Raw genomic sequence first — 20477 nt, 5'->3', positions numbered from 1 at the left:
CTGCGCGGGCGCGCCCGCCCGGGCGGCCTCTCCCCCGCCCGGGTGGGCGCGCCCTCCCGCCCTGAGGAGACCGGAAGCGGCCGGACCGGTGCCGCTCCGGCCGAGGCGGGCGACGCGCGTGAGGAACGAGCGACCACCGGCAACCGGTGGCGTTCAGCGTGCGGCGACAGCGGGTGCGGTGGGCCGGCCACCGGCGAGCACCCCGATGAGCCGCTCCACGCTCCGGGCCATCGCCTCTCGGCCCACGCTGAGGTAGCTGCGCGAGTCGACGGCATCGGGATGGGCCGCCAGGAAGTCCCGGATCGCGCCGGTCATGGCGATGTTGAGCGCGGTCCCGATGTTGATCTTGGTGATGCCGCCCGCGACGGCGGCCGTCAGCTCCCCGTCGGGGACGCCGGAGGAGCCGTGCAGGACGAGTGGCACGCCGAGGGTGACGGCAAGGCGCTCGAGGAGGCCGTGGTCGAGGGCCGCGGTGCGGGTGGTCATGGCATGGGCACTGCCTATGGCGACGGCCAGGGCGTCCACGCCGGAGTCGGCGACGAAGGCGCGGGCCTGGGCGGGGTCGGTGCGCGCGCCCGGCGCGTGGGCGTCGAGGGCGGGGGCACCTGCCTTGCCGCCGACCTGACCCAGTTCCGCCTCGATCCAGAGGCCTTGGGCGTGCGCCCAGTCGGCGGCGGCCCGCGTCGCTGCGAGATTGTCGGCGTAGGGCAGGTGGGAGGCGTCGTACATGACAGAGCTGAAACCGGCCTCCGGGGCCTGGCGCAGCAGGGCGTCGCTGCGCACGTGGTCGAGGTGGAGTGCGACGGGCACGGCGGCGCGCTCGGCGGCGGCGACGGCGGCCCGGGCGAGGGGCAGGAGCCGGCCGTGGCGGAAGCGGACCGCGTTCTCGCTGACCTGGAGGACGACGGGTTCACGGCACACCTCGGCTCCGGCGACGACGGCCTCGACGTGTTCGAGCGTGATGATGTTGAAGGCGGCGACGGCGGAGCGCGCGGCGGCGGCCCCGGACAGGAGCTCGCCGGTGGTGACGAGGGACACGGGCGGTCCTTCCGGGGCGTCAGGGGGCGAGGATCACCGAGCGGGTGAGGTGGCGGGGGCAGTCCGGATCGAGGCCGCGTCGGGCCGCCGCGGCCACGGCGAGGCGTTGCGCCCGGACAAGTTCGGCGAGCGGGTCGAGGCCGCCCGCCACCCACAGTCCGCCGGTGGCCCGCACCTGTTCGGCCAGGCCCTGCGGGGCGTCGCCGAACATCCATGTCGCCGTGCCGGCCGTGGTGACGCTGATGGGTCCGTGCCGGTACTCCATCGCCGGGTAGGCCTCGGCCCACGCCAGCGAGGCCTCGCGCATCTTCAGCGCGGCCTCACTGGCCAGGCCCACGGTCCAGCCGCGGCCCAGGAAGGTGAACTGCCCGCATTCCACGAGGCCTTGGGGCAGCGGACGGGACAGTGCCGTGCGGGCGTCGGCGACGGCCGCCTCGGAGTGCAGGCCGAGGTGGGCGCGCAGCAGGGTCAGCGCGCTCGTCGCGAACCGGGTCTGCACGACGGAGCGTTCGTCTGCGTGGTCGAGGACGACGACCTCGTCGGCGGCACGCGTCACGGGTGTGTGCGGGGCGGCGGTGAGCGCGGTCGTCCGGATGTGCCCGCGCAGCCGCCCGAGCAGTTCCAGCACCTCGGTGGTGGTGCCGGAGCGGGTGAGTGCGACGACACGGTCGTAGCGGCGGCCGTGGGGGAACTCGGAGGCGGCAAAGGCGTCCGTCTCGCCCAGGCCCGCCCCCTCGCGCAGTCCCGCGACCGCCTGCGCCATGAAGAAGGAGGTCCCGCAGCCGACGACCGCGACCCGCTCCCCGGGCGCCGGCAGCACTTTCCCGTGATCCGCGGCCTGCTCCGCGGCGCGCGTCCAGCACTCGGGCTGGCTGTTCAACTCGTCCTCGACATGGCTCATGCGTGCCCTCCCCGAGACGGGATGATTGTTCATGCAAGATATAGCCAGCTTTCGAGCATCATCAAGCATCTGAGGGAATCGACGGTGCGCTAGGGTCGCCGGGGATCACGCGTGGGCCGAGGACGGAGGTGCGGATGTCGCGCGACGCCCGCTGGAAGGCGCTGCTGGAACTGCTCGTCGAACGGGGCAGGCTCGACGTCGAGGAGGCCGCCACCGAGCTGGCGGTCTCGGCCGCAACCGTCCGCCGTGACTTCGACCAGCTCGCGGAGCAGCAGTTGTTGGTGCGCACCCGGGGCGGCGCGGTGGTGCACGGGGTGTCCTACGAACTGCCGCTGCGCTACAAGAACGCCCGGCGCGCCCCGGAGAAGCAGCGCATCGCCAAGGCGGTGGCCGACCTGATCGCGCCGGGCGAAGCGGTCGGGCTGACCGGCGGCACGACCACGACCGAGGTGGCGCGGGCGCTCGCGGTGCGCGGCGATCTCTCCTCGGGCTCGCCGGCGCTGACCGTCGTCACCAACGCCCTCAACATCGCCAACGAGCTGGCGGTCCGCCCCCAGTTCAAGATCGTGGTGACCGGCGGGGTGGCACGGGCGCAGTCGTACGAGCTCATCGGGCCGCTCGCGGACGGCGTGCTCGGCCAGATCACCCTCGACGTGGCCGTGCTGGGCGTGGTCTCCTTCGACGCCGTCCACGGCGCCGCCGCGCACGACGAGGCGGAGGCCGCCGTCAACCGGCTTCTGTGCGAGCGCGCGGAGCGAGTGCTGGTCGCCGCCGACTCCAGCAAGCTCGGGCGGCGCGCCTTCGCCCGCATCTGCGCCACCGACGCGGTCGACACACTGGTGACCGACGCGGCGGCCGAACCCGAGGCGGTCCGGCGGTTCGAGGAGGCCGGCCTCACGGTCGTGACCGTGTGACGGCGCTGCAGGCGGCGCCCACCGCCGGCACGCGCGGAAGGCCGGGCGTCGCGGCGGCTGCCGGCCGGCGGTGACGGCGGCGGACCCGGCTCCGGGAGTGCGTGCGGTGCTCCACGCCTGCCGGCGACACCGCGGACGGGGCCGGGCACCGGCGGTGGCGCGGCGGCGGGCTTCCGGCCGCCGGCCCCGCGCGGCGGCTGCGCCGCCCCTCTGCCGGGTCCGCGCAACGGGCCGGGGACACGCGCCTCAGGCGGCCGGGTGCTCGGCGCGGAAGCGCGCCACCCATTCCGAGGTCGTCGCCAGCCCGCCGAAGGTGTAGAAGTGCACCTTGACGTCGCCGTGGCGGCGGACGTCGTAGCCACGGGCGAGGGCGTGCAGGAAGCGGTCGGGGCCCGCGGTGCCCATCAGGTTGGTGAGGGACAGCCCGTACTTGCGGGCGATGGAGGCGCTGGTGCCGACGCCGAAGCGGGTGGCGTAGGACAGCAGCCGGCGCACCCCGGCCGGGCCGGGCACGCCGATGCGGACCGGCGCCTGCACTCCGTGGGCGCGGGCCCGCTCCACCCAGTCCAGCACCGGGTCGGCGTCGAAGCCGAACTGCGTGATCACGTCGCCGGCCAGATCGTGCCGGCCCAGCACGGCGCTCTTGTCCCGCAGCGCCGACCACAGCTCGGCGTCGTCGATGGCGGGGTGGCCCTCCGGGTAGCCGCTGATGCCGACCCGGCGCACCCCGTACCGCTGGAGCAGTCCGGTGCGGATGACGGCGAGGGCGTCGTCGTAGGGGCCGTGCGGATCGGCCGGGTCGCCGCCCACGACGAACACGTGCTCACCTGCGCCCTCGTCCCGCAGGCCCGCAAGGAACTCCTCCAGGGCGGCCCGCGAACCGAGCCGGCGGGCGGAGATGTGCGGCACCGGCACGAAGCCGTACCCCTTGACGGCGCGGGCCGCCTCGAGCCGCATGTCCGGGTCCTCGTTACCGAGGAAGGTGATGTTGACGCGGGTACCGACGGGGATGGTGTGGCGCGCCCGCTCCAGGGCGGGGACGTCCTTGGCCGTCATCTCCAGGGAGAAGTCCTCCAGCAGCGCCGTGGCGGGCGCGGCGGGGGCCGTGGGACCGGGGTGCATCGTCCTCCTCGTCGCGGGTGGCGCGGATTCCCCGGCCGGTGCCCGGTCCGAGTGCTCGCCCCAGCGTACGGCCGCGCTCCGTGCGGGCCCGCGGGGGCCCTGCGCAAGGCGGGCGACCGGAACGCTGCGTGCAGGCCCGCCACGCTCGGCGACCGGAACGGCCCCGGGCACCCGCCTCGGCCCCGTGTCCGACGCCCGCGCTCTGTTGCCCGCGGCCAGAGGACCGACGTCCGGAGGCCGCCGTTCCGGCGCGCCGCGGGGCGGGGCGTCCCCTGGGCGGGACGCTACCGGGAGTCCGGGCGGCGCTTCGGGCGTCCCCGGGCGAGGTGGCGGCGCAGCCGGGTCAGTGGCCAGGTGTTGACGACGTCACCGGCGGTGAGCCAGCCGCGCTGCGCCGTGCCGATGCCGAAGCGCAGGGTGGCCAGGTGCCGCGTGGAGTGGGCGTCGCTGTTCACGGCGAACCGCACCCCGTACCGGCGGGCGCGCAGGATGTCCTCGTCGCGCAGGTCGAGCCGCTCCGGCCGGGCATTGATCTCCAGGACCGTGCCGGTGCGGGCGCAGGCCTCGAACACCGCGTCGAGGTCGACGTCGATGCCGGGGCGCTTGCCGATGAGCCGGGTGGTGGGGTGGCCGATGATGTCGACGCAGGGGTGCTCGCAGGCCCGGACCAGGCGCCGGGTGAGCGCCGCGCGGTCCTGACGGAAGTGGGAGTGCACGGAGGCCACGCACAGGTCGAACCCGGCGAGGAAGTCCTCCGGCCAGTCCACCCCGCCGTCGGGGTCGATGTTCAGCTCGGCACCGTGCAGCAGTCGCAGGCCGCCGCGCCGCCTGCCGTAGCGCCCGTCCAGGGCGCGCAGCCGCGCCCGCTGGTCCAGCATCCGCTCGTCGGTCATGCGCTGCATGGACAGGGCGGGGCCGTGGTCGGTGACGGCGTAGTAGGCGTACCCGCGGTCGGCCGCCGCGGCGACCATCTCCTGGAGCGGGGCGAGTCCGTCGGTGAGGTCGGTGTGGGTGTGCAGGTCGCCCCGCAGGTCCGCCTCGGTCACCGGCCGGGGCAGCGTGCCCGCCAGGCCCGCCTCGATCTCGCCTCGGTCCTCGCGCAGCGGGGGCGGGATCCACGGCAGCCCGAGCCCGGCGTACACGTCCTCCTCCGTGCGGGAGGCGATCCTGCTTCCGGTCTCGGCGTCGAAGAGGCCGTACTCGGACAGTTTCAGCCCCAGGTGGACGGCCCGTTCCCGGAGGCGGATGTTGTGCGCCCTGGACCCGGTGAAGTACTGCAGGGCGGCTCCCCACGACTCGGGCGGCACGACACGCAGGTCGACGGCGAGCCCCTCGGTGGTGCGCACCGACGTCTTGGTGGTGCCGTGGGCGATGACCTCGGTGACGTAGGGAAGTTCGGTGAACGCCCGCATGAGGGGCGCGGAGTCCTCCGCGGCGGCGAGGACGTCGATGTCGCCGATGGTCTCGCGGACGCGGCGCAGGGAGCCCGCGCAGGCGCAGCGGGAGCAGCCGCTCACCTCGGCCAGCCGGCCGACGATGTCCTCGGCGAGGTCCGCGGCCACGTCGAGGAGGACGCGGTCGCCTGCGGACCGAAGGAGTTCGATGCCGTGGAGGATGTTCTCCTCGGTCTTCGGACCGAAGCCCCTCAGGTCCCGCAGCCGCTCGGCACGGACGGCGTCGGCGAGTTCCTCCACGGAGGAGATACCGAGCTCCTCGTGGAGGACGCGGGCCTTCCTGGGGCCGAGCGTGGGGACGGCGGTGAGCCGGCGAACCCCGGGCGGGACACGAGCGCGCAGCTCCTCGACGGCGGCGACGCGGCCGTCACGGAGGTACTCGACGATCTTCTCGGCGACGGACCTGCCGACGTCGGGGATCTCCTGGAGGCCCTGGACGTCGAGCGTGGCCACATCGGCGTGGTAGCCGCCGATCGACCGGGCGGCCTTCTCATGGGCACGTGCCCTGAACGCGTCCCCGCCGGTGAGCGAGATCAGGTCCGCGTACTCCTGGAACAGGGCGGCGACCTCGTCGTTGGACCGAGCCACCCCTCCAGGGTAGGGGCAGCGACGGGCGGGTACCCGAGGGCACGGTTCCCGTTGCCGAGGAGGGTGAATCGGATGCTGTTCCTCGGACTGTTCCTCCTCACGGCCACCGGTGCCTTCACCGCGCTGGCCGTCGCCGGCAACCTGTCGGGCGGCCCGGAGTACACGGTGACCGTGCTCGGCCAGGACATCGCCACGATGAACGGGCTCGCCCTGTTCTGCTCCGGGTTCGCCCTGGCCCTGATCTTCTGCCTGGGCCTGGCGATGACGACGGCCGGGGCGATGCACCGCCACCGCCGTTCCTTCCGGGCGCGTCACCGGCGCGGCCGCACCCCGCTCGACGACACGAGGGGCCGCCCGGGCGGCCACACCTGAGTCGGTACGTCCCGTGGGCGGGTCCGGCACCGGGCAGACGAGGCCGGCGTGACCGAGTGCGGCAGTCCGCCGTCCCCCGGCCGGCGGGGAGCCCCCGGACCGCGGGACGGGCGCGAGCCCCGCCCCGCGGTCCGGGGGCCGGTTCAGGGGGTGCGGGCGGTGCGCAGGCTGCCGACCGCCCTCAGCAGCCGGTCGGCGGGCTCGCGCAGCCGAGGGTGGGCGAGGACCGTGTTCCTCAGGCCCCGCACGGGCCGCCGCACCATCCGGTGGGCCGCCGCGACCGGGTGGGGACGGGTCGCGAACCCCTCCGCCACACGGAGTTCGCGGGTCTTGAGCCAGTCCTTGTACTCCTTGTCGCCACGCCCCAGGTCCAGCAGCGTCAGCCCCTGCCTGCGGCCCGTCTCGGCCATCCTCAGGTGCATCATCAGGCCGGGCGAGTAGCGGTGGACCTCCGGGTCGTAGGTCGTGAACCACGCCGCGAGAACGGTGCGGGACCTCGGCCCGAAGTGCGCCGCCACCGGACGATCACCGGCGTAGAGGACGGAGAGCACCCCCGTGAAGTGCTCCTCGCGCACCTCGAAGAGGTCGTTCACCAGGTCGACTATCCAGGGCCGGGAGAAGCGGTCCATCCGGCCGGTCCTGCGGTACTGGGCCGACTTCCACCGCATCAGCTGCCGCAGCGCGCCCGGATCCCGCTCGTCGAAGACGAACCGCATCTCGCCGACGTCCCGGCCCATGCGGCGCTCCTTCTTCAGGGTCGTCCGGGCCAGGCCCGGATAGCTGGCGCGCAGCCACTCCGGGTAGCCGTCGTCGCCGTGCGCCAGGTCGATCACCGGGGACGGGAAGAGCCCGGTGACGTGGGGCCCGAACGGCCTCTGCTGCTCGACGAGATGGTCGAACTCGAAGCTGGCCAGGCCGCAGGCCCGCAACAGCGTTCGTGTGTCCCAGTCGACGCCGGGGCGGTGCACGAGGGCCTGGCAGTCGGACAGTCCGAGGCCGAGGGCCCGGCCGACACCGAGGGAAGTGCGCTCGTAGGGGAAGAAGCCGACCGGGTCGCCGCCGTCGTGCAGGACGGCCACCCGTGTCCCGGCGCGGTGCCGGGCCACTCCGGCCGCGAACTCCGGGGCGAGGAACGGGTTGGCGAACTCGGGTGACTCCTCCATGGCCTGGTGCCAGATCTTGCGCTGCGACTCGGTCAGTTCGTCAACTCTGTGGACGGTGATGTGCATCGGCGAACCGCTCCCCCCACGGCGCGTTGCGCGCGTTGCTCATGGCTCGATGAGGGATCAAACGTCGCGAAACAGTACGCACACTGTCAAGACGTAGAGGGGTGCGACGGTCGTGCCCGCGCCGCGGCGGCCGATATCGGACCTGGTGGATCCCGGGGCGCCCGCCGTGGTGCGGGCGCCCCTGCGAGGGTGCGTGACGCGAGAGCCGTTACAGCGTGCGCTCCAGGCGGTCGGCGACCAGCTTGACGAACCGTGCCGGCTCCTTGGGCTGGCCGCCCTCGGCGAGCACGGCGAGGGTGTGCAGCAGCTCGGCGGTCTCGGCGAGCCCTGCGTGGTCCGCGCGGTCCCGGTGTGCCTGGTTGAGGCCCTTCACGAGCGGGTGGTCCGGGTTGAGTTCGAGGATCCGCTTGGCGGAGGGCACCTCCTGGCCCATCGCCCGGTACATGTTCTCCAGAGCGGGGGTCAGGTCGTTCGCGTCGGAGACGAGGCAGGCCGGGGAGACGGTGAGCCGGGACGACAGGCGCACCTCCTTGATGTCCTCCGCCAGCTGTTCCTTCATCCAGTCGAGCAGCCCGGCGTACTCCTGCGACTGCGCGCTGTCGGTGGACTCCCCCTCCTCGCCGTCCAGGTCGATCTCGCCCTTCGCGACGGACCGCAGCCGCTTGCCCTCGTACTCGCCGACGGTGTCGGCCCACACCTCGTCGACGGGGTCGGTGAGCAGGAGGACCTCGATGCCCTTGGCCCGGAAGGCCTCCATGTGGGGGGAGTTCTCGATGCTCTGCCGGGAGTCGCCGGTGAGGTAGTAGATGTCCTCCTGGCCGTCCTGCATCCGCTCCACGTAGGCCTTCAGCGTGGTCGGCCCGTCCTCGCTGTGCGTGCTGGCGAAGGACGAGACGGCGAGGAGGGCGTCGCGGTTCTCCGCGTCGGTGACCAGGCCCTCCTTCACGACGGCGCCGAACTCCCGCCAGAACGTGGCGTAGCGCTCGGCGTCCTTGGCCATCATCTCCTTGACGGAGGACAGGACCTTCTTCGTCAGGCGGCGCTGGATCATCCGGATGTGGCGGTCCTGCTGGAGGATCTCGCGGGAGACGTTGAGCGAGAGGTCGGCCGCGTCGACGACGCCCTTGACGAAACGAAGGTAGGGCGGGAGCAGTTCCTCGCAGTCGTCCATGATGAAGACGCGCTTGACGTACAGTTGCACGCCGCGCTGGTGCCCCTGGGTGAACAGGTCGTGCGGGGCGTGGGCGGGCAGGAACAGCAGGGCCTGGTACTCGAACGTGCCCTCCGCCTGGAGCCGTACGGTCTCCAGCGGGTCGCGCCAGTCGTGGCTGATGTGCTTGTACAGCTCGTGGTACTCGTCGTCGGACACCTCGTCACGCGAACGCGCCCACAGGGCCTTCATCGAGTTCAGCGGCTCGGCCCCGGACCCGCCCTCGCCCTTCCCGTCGCTGTCGCCCTCGCCGCCGGGCTTGGGTACGAACCGGATGGGCCAGGTGATGAAGTCCGAGTACCGCTTGACGATCTCCCGGATCTTCCACTCGTCGGTGTAGTCGTGGAGCTGGTTCTCGGGGTCGGCCGGCTTGAGGTGCAGGGTGACGGAGGTGCCCTGGGGTGCGCCGTCGACGGTGTCGAGCGTGTAGGTGCCCTCACCGCGGGAGGTCCAGCGGGTGCCGTGCTTCTCGCCGGCCCGGCGGGTCACCAGGGTGACCTCGTCGGCGACCATGAACCCGGAGTAGAAGCCGACGCCGAACTGCCCGATGAGGCCCTCGGCCCGGTCCGCGTCCTTGGCCTCCTGGAGTTCCTGCAGGAAGCCGGCCGTGCCGGAGTTGGCGATGGTGCCGATCAGCCGCCCGACCTCCTCGTAGGACATGCCGATGCCGTTGTCCCGCACGGTGAGGGTTCGTGCGTCACCGTCGGCCTCGATCTCGATGTGCAGGTCGGACACATCGGCGTCGGCAGCGCCGTCCCGCAAGGACTCCAATCGCAGCTTGTCCAGTGCGTCGGAGGCGTTGGAGACGAGCTCCCGAAGGAAGACGTCCTTGTTCGAGTAGACCGAGTGGATCATCAACTGGAGCAGCTGACGGGCCTCTACCTGGAACTCAAACGTTTCGGTCGGCATGGTACGCGGTTACCTCACAGGTCCTGAGTCGCCGGAAAATGGTGAGACCACTTTGACGTGCTCCCCGGGCTGAAGTCCAGGGACTTCAGCGCGTCGCCGCGCCCGCGGTTCGTCGAGTCGCCGGGACAGGTTCCCGTCGGGCCGGACCATCCCGTGGGCCTCGCGGGCGGGACCGGCGGGCGACCCGCATCGATCCCGCCGCGGAAGTGACCGGCGACCGACAGCCAGGACACCCGAAGGTCGGTCGCGAACAGGGGTCAGGCCGCTCCTGCGCCGGTGACCTCGTCCTCGCAACCACGGGTGGGGCCTGACCGGTCCGCTCGGGTCGGCGACGCCGGCCGCTCCAGGCACTCGGGCCGGGCCACGGACGTCTCGTGCAGGTCCGCGTCCGGATTCCCGGCCCGCGCAGGCACGGTCCGCGCCGGACGGCCGCCTCTCGTTCAGGCCTCCTCGGCTTCGGCCGGACCTCGGCGATCCTGTCGGGTGCGCACACGTGCGCGCAGTCCCCACAGGGCCACGGGCACACCGATGGCGACCAGAGCGGCAGCAGTGCAGAGGCCGGCCTGATAGCCGATGAGAAAGGCATGTCCGGATCCGGCGCCCCTGTCGGCGACCGAGCTTTGCACGGAGGTCACGATCAGGCCGATCACGGCGATGCCGAACACGCCTGATGCTTCTCGTGTAGCACTGAACAGTCCCGCTGCGACACCGGAGAGCCGGTCGGGTGCGGACTCCAGGGCGCGCGTGGTCAGTGGGACCGCCAGGCCCGAGCCGACGCCGATCGCCACCAGTCCCGGCAGAAGGCCGACGAGACCGCCGCGCCTGCTTCCCAGCGACACCAGCAGCAGACCCAGCGCCACCAGAAACATTCCCGCCGCGGCCACTTTCGCGTCCCCCAGCAGACGAGCCAGTTTCGCGACGAAGGGCGCAGTGGCAAGAAGAGAGGCGGCCACCGGCGTGAACATGAGCCCGGCAGAAGTAGGGCTGAGGCGGAGGTAATTCTGCAGGAAGAGAGCGGTGAAGAAATAGACCCCGCTGACGCCGAGTCCCCACAGGAGCTGGGTTAGCAGTCCACAGGTGAAGGCACGCCTTGCGAAAAGGGTGGAGAAGACCCCCCGACCGTGAAGCGATGACCTCACAGCGAGCGCGATCAGGGAGACGAGAGATGCGGCAGCAACAAGCAGGACACGAGAGTCAACGAAACCGTACTGCGGCCCCTCGATAAGGCAGTACGCAAACCCGCCGATGGCAATACACGCCAGAAAGATCGCACTCAGCGGGGCGGCGGGTACGCCACTCTCCCGCATTGCAGGACGGGACGGCGGACGGGGCACGAACGCGGCACAGGCCAGGAAGGAGACCAAGCCGATGGGGGCATTGATCACGAACAGCCAATTCCATCCCCAGTGTTCCGTGATCACTCCGGAAAGGACCGGTCCGCCCGCCAGGGCGGTCGCCAGCGCAACCGTGAGTGCGGTGAAGCCGGCATTCCTCGACCGGGGTGGCAGGTCATGGGAGAGCACGGCCAGGGCCGCAGGAAGGATCAGGGCCGCTCCCACTCCCTGCAGGCCACGCCCCGTGATCAGCATCGGCGCCCGGGTCGATACGCTGCACAGGATCGACGACAGCGCGAAGACAGCCACACCGAGAGAAAGAGTGAGACGCCGGCCCTTGCTGTCCGCCAGATGCCCGCCGAAAAGGAGGAAACTGGAATGCGTGAGCGGATAGACTGCGGCCACCCATTTCAGTCCCGCTTCGTCGAGAGCGAGTTCTGTCTGGATCTGGGGCAGGGCGACGTTGACGACGGTGCCGTCCAAAGCCGTCATGAAGGCAGGAAGGATGACGGCCACCAGAATGCCAAGGATCCGCAGACGGCTCATCGACCAGCCTCATGAGTTCGCTCGGCATCAATGTGGACCACGCAAGGGCACAGGGTTCGACCGGGTCTCCCCATGGTCGGAGTGTGCAACGCGCGGTTCAAAGCCGACACGCCGCAGTCCTTGACACGCCTGTGCGGCGACCATACTGAACATCCGCATCTGCACGACATGGTGAATCCGGCGGTCAGGGCCTCGACGACTGCGGCGTGTCACCCAGGTCGACGATCGGCACTGTGTTCTTCTGATTGGTGCGCTCCCCATGTCCGGATGATCCCGGGACCCGGGGCGCGCACCCTGGGATGTGGTCGGACGCTGTGTGGTATCGCCGTGGATATCGTCTCCGTCGGGCCGTCGCGGAATTTTCCTTCGAATCTGCCCGACATAACGAAGGCTTGGTGACCCAGTGCCGTCAACTGCGCGAGACACGCTCACCTACCATCTGGACCGGTCCGCATCGAACGCGCCCGACGAAGCCGCGTTCACCTTTGTGGACTTCAGCACCGACAAGGACGGCACCGCCCACAAGCTGACCTGGAGACAACTCGAGCATCGGGTCCGTGTGGCCGCGGCAGGTATCCGCCGTGCCGGAGCAGTGGGTGAACGGGTCGCCATCGTCGCGCCGCAGAGCCTGGACTACGTCATCGGTTTCCTGGCGGCCGCCTGCGCGGGCGCCATCGCGGTCCCCCTGTATCCTCCGGTTCTGCGCAGTCACGGTGACAAACTGGCGGCCTCCCTGGCGGACGCCGATCCGCTGCTCGCCATTTCCACCAGGGAGCAGCGTGCATCGGTGGCCGATTTCTGTGCGGAGCGCCGGGTCGGCTCAGGCATGCGGGTCACGACCCTCGAGGACCTCCGGACGCCGGACACGGAGGGCCCCCCGGAGCTGGTGCCCGTCGACCCGGCGGACTGCGCCTACCTGCAGTACACGTCGGGATCGACGAGGGTTCCCTCCGGAGTGGAGATCACTCACGCCAATGTCGTTGCCAACGCCCGCCAGGCTATGGAGGCGTACGACATCCGCCGGGGGCGCGACTGCACCGTGGGATGGCTCCCCCTCTACCACGACATGGGCCTGCTGTTGACGATCGCGGTGCCTGTCGTCGCTGGTGTCCCCTCGGTCCTGATGGACCCTCTGGCTTTCGTGCAAAGGCCGGCGAGATGGCTGCAACTGCTCACACGGCACAGCGGCGCGCACACCGCGGCGCCGGACTTCGCGTACGACTACTGCGTCCAACGGGTGACGGACGAGGAGCGCGCCGCGCTCTCCCTGGAGTCGGTGGCCACGATGGTCAACGGCAGTGAGCCCATTCGAGCGCGGACACTGACCCGTTTCCAGAGCGCCTTCGCCTCCTGCGGCATGCGCAGGACGACGATGCGTCCCTCGTACGGGCTGGCGGAAGCCACTGTGTTCGTAGCCGCCTCGCTCCAGGCGGAAGAGCCGACGGTCACCTGCTTCGACCGGGACATGCTGGCACAGGGCACCGCCCGCGTTGCGGAGCCCACCGACGGCGAGCCCGTCAGTGAACTGGTCGCCTGCGGCCGGCCGACCAACCAGGAGGTCGCCGTCGTCGATCCGGCCACGCGCCGGAGGCAGGAGGACGGCACGGTCGCCGAGATCTGGGTCAAGGGGCCCAACGTCGGGCGTGGCTACTGGCGCCGTCCGCAGGAGAGCCAGGCCACGTTCCACGCGGTCCTGGAGGGGGACGACCCTCAGGACCCCTCCCGGCACTGGCTGCGCACGGGCGACCTGGGAATGTGGTTCGACAAGCAGCTCTACATCACCGGGCGCGACAAGGACCTGGTCATCGTCGACGGCACCAACCACTACCCGCACGACATCGAAGGGACGGTGCAGGACGCCCATCCGGCCGTTCGACGCCACCACGTGGCCGCTTTCGCCGTGGACACGGAGAACGGCGAGAGACTCGTCGTCGTGGCCGAGCACGTACGGCAGGTTCCCGACCTGGAGAGGGTACGTGACGAGGTGAAGCGTGCCGTGCGTGGCGCAGTCGCCGAGGCCCACGCCATCGCAGTCCAGGACTTCGTCCTCGTCGAACCCGACAGCATCCCCTACACGACCAGCGGCAAGGTCTCCCGTACGGCCTGCCGCGAGAGCTACCTGGCAGGCCGGTGGTCGAAGCCGAAGCATGCGCTGCAGAAGGGGAACGACGGGGCATGACGGCGACGGGAGGACAACCGGAGAGGCCGACGGGCGCCGGGGAGTCACGTGCCGGTGTTCCGCCGCGCACGGCGGCGCCGGATGCCGCGGAGCTGCGCCGCGTGCTGCGGGAACTCGTGGCACATGCGTGCGACGTGTCGATGGAGGAACTGGACGACACACGCCCCTTGCCCGAGTACGGGCTCACGTCACGAGACGCGGTCGACCTCTCCGGGCGTCTGGAACAGATCCTCGATGTGTCGCTCCCCGCCACGCTGCTGTGGGAGAACCCGACCATCGAGCTGCTCACTCGCCGCCTCGCCGGGCAGGGGCAGTCCACCCGGGCGACGGAGCCGGCAACCGAGGGAGACGCCCCCGACGCCGGAGCCGCACCGATCGCCGTGGTGGGGGTGGGGTGCCGTCTGCCCGGCGACATCAACGGGCCCGGGGCCTTCTGGCAGCACCTGCTGGCCGGCACCGACGCGATCGGCCACGTGCCTGCCAAACGCTGGCGGGCCTTCGACGACGGGAGCGCTGACACGGCCGCCGTCCTGGACCGCACCTCCCGGTGGGGTGGATTCCTCGACGACATCGAGGGGTTCGACGCCGACTTCTTCGGCATCGCACCTCGTGAAGCCGAAGTGATGGACCCGCAGCAGCGCCTCCTCCTCGAGGTGAGCTGTGAAGCCCTCGATCACGCGGGGATCGCCCCTCCTTCCCTCCAGGGAACCGCCACCGGCGTGTTCGTCGGCCTCAGCGCACTCGAGTACGGGCATCTGACGACCTCCGACCTGACCCGCGTGACAGCTTGGACCAGCACCGGGGCGGCGGGCAGCATCGCCGCGAACCGGCTGTCCTACCTGCTGGACCTCCGTGGTCCGAGCATGACCGTCGACTCCGCGTGCTCCTCGTCCCTCGTCGCGGTCCACCAGGCGTGCCGCAGCCTGCGCAGCGGTGAGAGCGACACCGTGCTGGCAGCGGGGGTCAATGTCCTGCTGTCCCCTGCCGTCACCGTCAACTTCGACCAGGCCGACGCCTTGGCGGCCGACGGCCGATGCAAGCCCTTCGACGCGAGCGCCGACGGCATCACGCGAGGCGAGGGATGCGGCGTCGTCATCCTCAGGCGGCTGTCCGACGCCCAGCGCGACGGTGACAGGATCCTCGCCGTCATCCGGGGCACCGCCGTCAACTCCGACGGCCGCTCGGCCGGCCTCATGGCGCCCAACCCCGTCGCGCAGCAGGCGCTGCTGGAGGCCGCCGTGCGGGACGCCGGTGTGCAGGCCGGCGACATCGACTACGTCGAGGCGCACGGGACCGGAACGCTGCTGGGCGATCCCATCGAGGCCGGTGCGCTCGGCGCCGTCCTCGGCCCCGGCCGGCCCTCCGAGCGCCCGCTGCTCATCGGATCCGTCAAGAGCAATCTGGGGCACCTCGAGGGTGCGGCGGGCATCACGGGTCTGATCAAGACGGTGCTGTCGCTCCACCACGGTGAGATCCCCCCGTCCCTGCACTTCCACAACCCGAACCCGCACATCGACTTCACTGCCCTCGGCCTGCGCGTCGTGACCCGGGCGACTCCGTGGCCCGGGGGGTCCGCCCGCCCGGCCCTCGCCGGGGTGTCGGCCTTCGGCTTCGGGGGTACCAACGCGCACGTCGTGCTCGAGCAGGCCCCCACGACGCCCGCCCCGCACGCTCCCGGCCCCCCCGGCGCCGGGCAGGAGGCGGTCACCGGCCTGCCGCACGTTCTGCTCGTCACCGCCCGCAGCACGGACCGGCTGGGGGACGTGGCCACCGGCCTGACGCACTGGCTGGCCTCCAAGGACGGCCTTCCGCCTCTCAGCGACGTGGCCCACACCCTCGCCCACCACCGCCGCGGCCCGGCGAGCGCAGCCGTCGTGGCCCGGACACTAGACGAACTCGCCGACAGACTGGCCGCGCTTGTGCGTGACGACTTTGGGGCCGGCATCGTCGCTCCCGCTGTCAGGCCTGACCCACCGCGCCCGCGGCAGCCGGTCTTCGTCTTCTCCGGCTACGGTTCCCAGTGGCCCGGAATGGGGCGCAGGCTGTTGAGCGACAGTTCGGCCTTCAGGGAAGCCGTGGACCGGCTGGATCCGTTGTTCAGCGCCGAGCTGGGCACCTCGCTGAGCACGCTGATCCGAGCCGGCGAGAACAGCGGCGTGGACCGGATCCAGCCGCTCCTGTTCGGTCTGCAGTACGCGCTCGCGGACACCTTGCGCGCCCATGGCGTGGAACCGGCCGCAGTGGTCGGGCACTCGATGGGAGAAGTCACCGCGGCCGTGGTCGCAGGCGCCCTGACCCTGCGTGACGGTCTGACGGTGGTCCTGCGCCGCTCGGTGATGCTCGCCGGGATCGACGAGGAACACGCCGGAGCCATGGCGGCCGTGGAACTGTCGGCCGAGACACGCGGTGACGTCCTCGCACGCTACCCCGACGTCGATGTCGCGGTGCACTCCTCTCCACACCGGTGCACCGTGGCCGGACCCGCCGAAGCCGTCGGCCGGCTGGTCGACGACCTCACGGCAGAAGGCCGACTCGCCCGCCTCCTCGACGTGGGCGGAGCGGGCCACTCTCCCGCGGTCGATCCCATCCTCCCGGCGCTGAACGAGGCGCTCCGCCCCGTTCGGGCGCGCACACCCGTCCTCCCCTGGTACAGCACGGTCCTCGACGACCCGCGGAGCACCGTACTGCCGGATGCGGGGTACTGGTGCGCCAACGCGCGCCGGCCCGTGCGGTTCCAGCAGGCCGTGGCCGCCGCCGCGTCGGACGGCCACGACCTGTTCCTCGAGATCGCACCCCACCCCGTCGCCGCCGTCCCCCTCGGCGAGATCCTCGCCGACGTGCCCGGCGACTCGGCTGCCACCGCACTACCCACCCTGCACAAGAAGCGCGACGAAACCGTCGACCTGTTCGCCTCCCTGACCCGGCTCCACCTCGCGGGCGTCCCAGGGCCCGCGCGGAGCCTGTGGCCGAGCGGGCGGCGCGTCGCCCTGCCCACCCCGCCATGGCGCCATGTACGACACTGGTTCCCTGCCCGCAGACCGACGCGTGGGGCCCTGGGCAGCCAGGGAGGGCTGGGCCTGCGCACGCAGGACCCGCTCACCGGCCGCGTTCTGTGGCAGGGGGATGCGGGGACCGCGGCTCGCGGGCAGCAGCCCCGCAAGCTGCTCGGCCTGCCGGTGCTCGGCCTGCCCGCCTGCGCGGAGCTGGTGCTCGCCGCCGCGGCGGACATCCGCAGGACGGACCCGGAAACCGTCCGCATCGAGGACCTGACCGTGCACGACTGGCTACCGGTGTCCGCCAGTTCACCGATCACCGTCGTGTGGCAACCGTCCGGCGCCGATGTGGCAGCCGTCAGCATCCATTCACGCTCCCCCGGGGGCACCTGGGTCTGCCATGCCTCGGCCCGGGTCCTGACCGCCCCGGACACCGTGGAACCCGAGCAGTCCCGCGATGCCGCCCCGCTGATCGAAACCCTCCACCGGCGGTCGGCCGACTCCCTCCAGGCCACGGGCCGGCTCGCCCTGGCCGAACTGCTCGACGCCACGCTCTACGCTCCGGTCGCTCTCGAGCGGCCCGAGACCGTTCCGGGCAACGCCGGGTCCACCTCGGCGACCGCCGAGCGCGCCCCTGCCTCGGTACGAGTGCTGCAGGTGCAGTGGAGCACGGTGGACGACAGCTACCGGATCACGTGCTCCGCGTCGGTGGACGAGGAGACCTCTGCCGACGCCCGACCGGAGCGGTGGGACATCCGGGCCCGGGGCTCCGAAGGCGCGAACCTCGTGGCACAGGGCGTTCAGGTACGGTCCGTCGCGCCGGGGGAGGTCCGCCCGCCCCTGGAGGACATCGCATTCGACATCGAGTGGCGGAAAGCCGGCGTGAGCGTCCCGCGTCCGCCCGACTCCGTCCTGCTGCTGACCGCCTTCCCCGGCCAGGGCGACCAGCTCACCGGCCCCCTCGCCGCGGCCCTCGAGCGCCGGGGGGTGACCGTCACCGTCGGGTCCTACCCGGGTGACTCGGCCGACGACCTCCTTGACGACTGGAGGGATCGGACGGGCGAGAGCCGGGCCGCAGTCGTCATGCTCTTCGGTCCCGGACGCACACCCCCCGAGAGCTTCAGCGAACTCGACGCGGCGGCCCGGGTGGCACGCCGGCTCGCCATGGACTCCCCCGGTGCGTCCGCCCCCCGCCTGTGGCTTGTGACCAGCAACGCCCTGGCCACCGGCCCGACCGAAGTGCCCGACCCCGACCGGGCCTGCCTGCGCGGCCTCGTTCGTGTCATGGCCCTGGAGCGTCCGGATCTTCGGGTCTCGCTCGTGGACATCGCCGCACAGCCCGAGCCGGTCGACGACCTGGTCCGCGAACTCGTCGCCGACGGGGACGCCGACGAGGTCGCCTGGCGTTCCGGAACCCGCCTGGTGGCCCAGCTGGTACCCGCGGACATGGAGCAACCGCCCGACGAGGTACCGTTCGCCCGGCCCGACGGCGCCTACATCATCACCGGCGGGCTCACCGGACTGGGCCTTGCCACGGCACGCCGGCTGGCCGAGACCGGAGCGGGCCGCATCGTGCTCAACGGGCGCAGGGAACCGGGACCCCGGACCCGAACGGCTCTGACCGAACTGGGCGAGCTGGGCGCGTCCGTCGCGGTCGTCCAGGGCGACATCGCCGACGCCGACGTGGCACGACGTCTCGTCGAAGCCGCCGTGGCCGAAGGACACGCGTTGCGCGGTGTCGCCCATGCGGCCGGCGTGCTCCACGACCGCATCATCACCGACGTGGAGCCTTCCGACATCTCAGCGGTCTTCCGACCCAAGGTCGTCGGCGCGCTGCGGCTGGACGACGCCAGCCGTGATCACGACCTCGACTGGTGGCTCGTCTACAGTTCCGCGGCCGCGCTGTTCGGCTCCCCTGGGCAGACGGCCTATGCCGCTGCGAACGCCTGGCTGGACGCGATGGCGCACCAGCGCCGCGCGGCCGGGCGTCCCGCGACGTCCATCGCGTGGGGCCCGTGGGCCGAGGTGGGAGCCGCGCCGGACAACCCGGCGCTGGCCATGGAGCCCATCCGGCTGTCCGAGGGCCTGGACGCCCTTCAGGCGCTCGTCACCCGTGCACGCACCTACACGGGTGTCGTGCACCTGGACGCCCAGCGAGCTCTGGCGGCGTTTCCCGGTATGGAAGCCGTGCCGTTCTTCGCCGACGTACTGGCCGACGATGCAACGCTCGCCGGTGAGTGGGTCGGCCCCGACGGCATCGAGGCACTCGGAGACGCGGCCGCCGAGAAGGTCTGTGAGCGCCTGGCCAAACGCACCGCGGCGGTCATGGGGTTCGCGGCCCAGGAACTGGACGAGACGACCCCGCTCACCGATCTGGGCCTCGACTCGCTCATGACGGTGCGGATCAGGAACGCGGCCCGGCATGACTTCGCGGTGGACCTGTCCGCCGAACTGCTTCTCCGGGGAGCCGGCCTCCGTCAGATCATGGATGCGGTGCTGGACGAACTCGGGCTCGAGCAGCCGGACCGGGGTCAGCACGCGTCGTCCCACGGGCATCCGGCCGCCGAGGACGCCTTCCCTCCCCTGCCCACCTCGATCGGCCCCCGGGACGCCGCCGAACGCCTCGTGGCGGGCGTGTGGACCCAGGTACTCGGCACCTGCCCCGCGAGCGTCGACGACGACCTCGTCGAGGCGGCCGGCGACGCCCACACGGCGGCCCGAGCCCTGGTCGAGGGAATCCGCCGGCGCCTCGGGGACGCGGACGTCGCCCTGTCCGAGGAGGAGGTCGTCGGCAACCGCACGGTCGCTGCCATCGCCGATCTGATCCGGCCCGCGGTCAACGGAACCAGCGGCTCCATCGTGCGCACGTTGCGCACGGCACGGTCGAAGACGGTCGGCTCGTCGCTGTTCGCCTTCCACCCCGCAGGCGGCCCGACGTCCGTCTACCACCCTCTGGTCCAGCGGCTGGCCACCCCGCATGCCGTCTTCGGGCTGGAGCGTCTGGACTCGGTGGCGACCCTGGAGGAGAAAGCCGCCCACTATCTGCGCATCATCACGGAGATCCAACCGGAGGAGCCCTACCACCTGCTGGGTTGGTCCTTCGGCGGTTGCCTGGCCTACGAGGTGGCCTGCAGGCTCCGCGACGAGGGACGGTCGGTGGGGTTCCTCGGTCTCATCGACACCATTCTCCCCGCCGCCCTGCCCGGACTGGACTCCCGGGAGTTGCTGCTGAATCGCTTCAGCAGGTTCGCCGAGTACATCGGAAAGACGTACGGGCACCGCCTGGACCTACCGTACGAGGAACTCGCCGCGGCCTCCGAGGACCAGCAGATCGACCTGGTCATGCGCTTGGTGGCCGAAGCCGGTCTGCGTATGAGCCCCGGCATCCTGGAACACCAGCGGACCTCCTACATCGACGCCCGCGTGGGAGAGCGCTACCAGCCACGGCCGTACGAAGGGGACGTCGTCCTGTACCGGGCGCAGGAGGCCCAGCCACTGACGACAGCCCTCGACCCCCGCTACCTGCGCTCGGAGCGGGACCTGGGATGGGCTCCGCTGTGCCCCCGGCTCGAAGTCGTCCCCGTACCGGGCGACCACCTGTCGCTGATCGATCCGCCGCACGTGGACGTCATCGCCGAGCACCTCACCAGATCCCTCACCGTTCCAGGTGGCTGACGGCAACGGGAGG

The 20477-nt window shown here is 71.7% G+C and carries 11 protein-coding genes; 4 read left to right on the top strand and 7 right to left on the bottom strand.

Annotated elements, in window-relative coordinates; all coding sequences use genetic code 11:
• Window positions 1–153 precede the first annotated feature (153 nt).
• Window positions 154–1038: a class II fructose-bisphosphate aldolase gene (locus tag JS756_RS05755; RefSeq protein WP_205381843.1), complete on the bottom strand. Its 885-nt coding sequence runs from the start codon at window positions 1036–1038 to the stop codon at window positions 154–156.
• Between the two features lie 19 nt (window positions 1039–1057).
• Complete coding sequence (locus JS756_RS05750) at window positions 1058–1939, bottom strand: SIS domain-containing protein (protein WP_205381842.1); 882 nt, start codon at window positions 1937–1939, stop codon at window positions 1058–1060.
• 134 nt (window positions 1940–2073) lie between these two features.
• Between JS756_RS05750 and JS756_RS05745 the strand changes: the two genes are divergently transcribed.
• Window positions 2074–2853: a DeoR/GlpR family DNA-binding transcription regulator gene (locus tag JS756_RS05745; protein WP_205381841.1), complete on the top strand. Its 780-nt coding sequence runs from the start codon at window positions 2074–2076 to the stop codon at window positions 2851–2853.
• 246 nt (window positions 2854–3099) lie between these two features.
• Here the strand turns inward: JS756_RS05745 and JS756_RS05740 are convergent, their stop codons facing one another.
• Both JS756_RS05740 and polX read right to left on the bottom strand, forming a co-directional pair.
• The gene (locus JS756_RS05740; protein ID WP_205381840.1) at window positions 3100–3975 is read right to left on the bottom strand and encodes a methylenetetrahydrofolate reductase; all 876 of its coding nucleotides are present in this window, start codon (window positions 3973–3975) and stop codon (window positions 3100–3102) included.
• Between the two features lie 284 nt (window positions 3976–4259).
• Window positions 4260–6017 carry a DNA polymerase/3'-5' exonuclease PolX gene (gene polX, locus JS756_RS05735; RefSeq protein ID WP_205381839.1) on the bottom strand — a complete coding sequence of 586 codons (1758 nt, stop codon included), beginning with the start codon at window positions 6015–6017 and terminating at the stop codon, window positions 4260–4262.
• Window positions 6018–6089: 72 nt separating this feature from the next.
• On the opposite strand from polX, the gene JS756_RS05730 reads away from it, so the two are divergent.
• On the top strand, window positions 6090–6389 hold the full coding sequence (locus JS756_RS05730) for a hypothetical protein (RefSeq protein ID WP_205381838.1): 300 nt from the start codon (window positions 6090–6092) through the stop codon (window positions 6387–6389).
• A gap of 143 nt (window positions 6390–6532) precedes the next feature.
• On the opposite strand, the gene JS756_RS05725 is transcribed toward JS756_RS05730, so the two are convergent.
• The 3 genes from JS756_RS05725 to JS756_RS05715 all read right to left on the bottom strand — a co-directional run bounded on the left by JS756_RS05725 (window position 6533) and on the right by JS756_RS05715 (window position 11617).
• Window positions 6533–7618, bottom strand: coding sequence for a GNAT family N-acetyltransferase (locus JS756_RS05725; RefSeq protein ID WP_205381837.1), 1086 nt, complete (start codon window positions 7616–7618; stop codon window positions 6533–6535).
• A 208-nt stretch (window positions 7619–7826) separates the two neighbouring features.
• A complete protein-coding gene (gene htpG, locus JS756_RS05720) occupies window positions 7827–9737 on the bottom strand; it encodes a molecular chaperone HtpG (RefSeq protein ID WP_205381836.1) in 1911 nt (636 codons plus the stop codon).
• A 440-nt stretch (window positions 9738–10177) separates the two neighbouring features.
• Complete coding sequence (locus JS756_RS05715; protein WP_205381835.1) at window positions 10178–11617, bottom strand: MFS transporter; 1440 nt, start codon at window positions 11615–11617, stop codon at window positions 10178–10180.
• 403 nt (window positions 11618–12020) lie between these two features.
• Here JS756_RS05715 and JS756_RS05710 point away from each other — a divergent pair, with 403 nt between their 5' ends.
• A complete protein-coding gene (locus JS756_RS05710) occupies window positions 12021–13796 on the top strand; it encodes a fatty acyl-AMP ligase (protein WP_205381834.1) in 1776 nt (591 codons plus the stop codon).
• Window positions 13793–20464, top strand: a complete 6672-nt coding sequence (locus tag JS756_RS05705) for a type I polyketide synthase (protein WP_205381833.1) — start codon at window positions 13793–13795, stop codon at window positions 20462–20464. Before JS756_RS05710 ends, JS756_RS05705 begins: the two co-directional genes overlap by 4 nt.
• The last annotated feature ends 13 nt before the right edge of the window (window positions 20465–20477 follow it).

Origin of the sequence: Streptomyces actuosus (genome assembly GCF_016921115.1) — a bacterium.
GTDB classification, from domain to species: domain Bacteria; phylum Actinomycetota; class Actinomycetes; order Streptomycetales; family Streptomycetaceae; genus Streptomyces; species Streptomyces actuosus_A.
The sequence above is the reverse complement of the archived record's forward strand: the minus strand, read 5'-3'. Positions and strand labels throughout refer to the sequence as shown.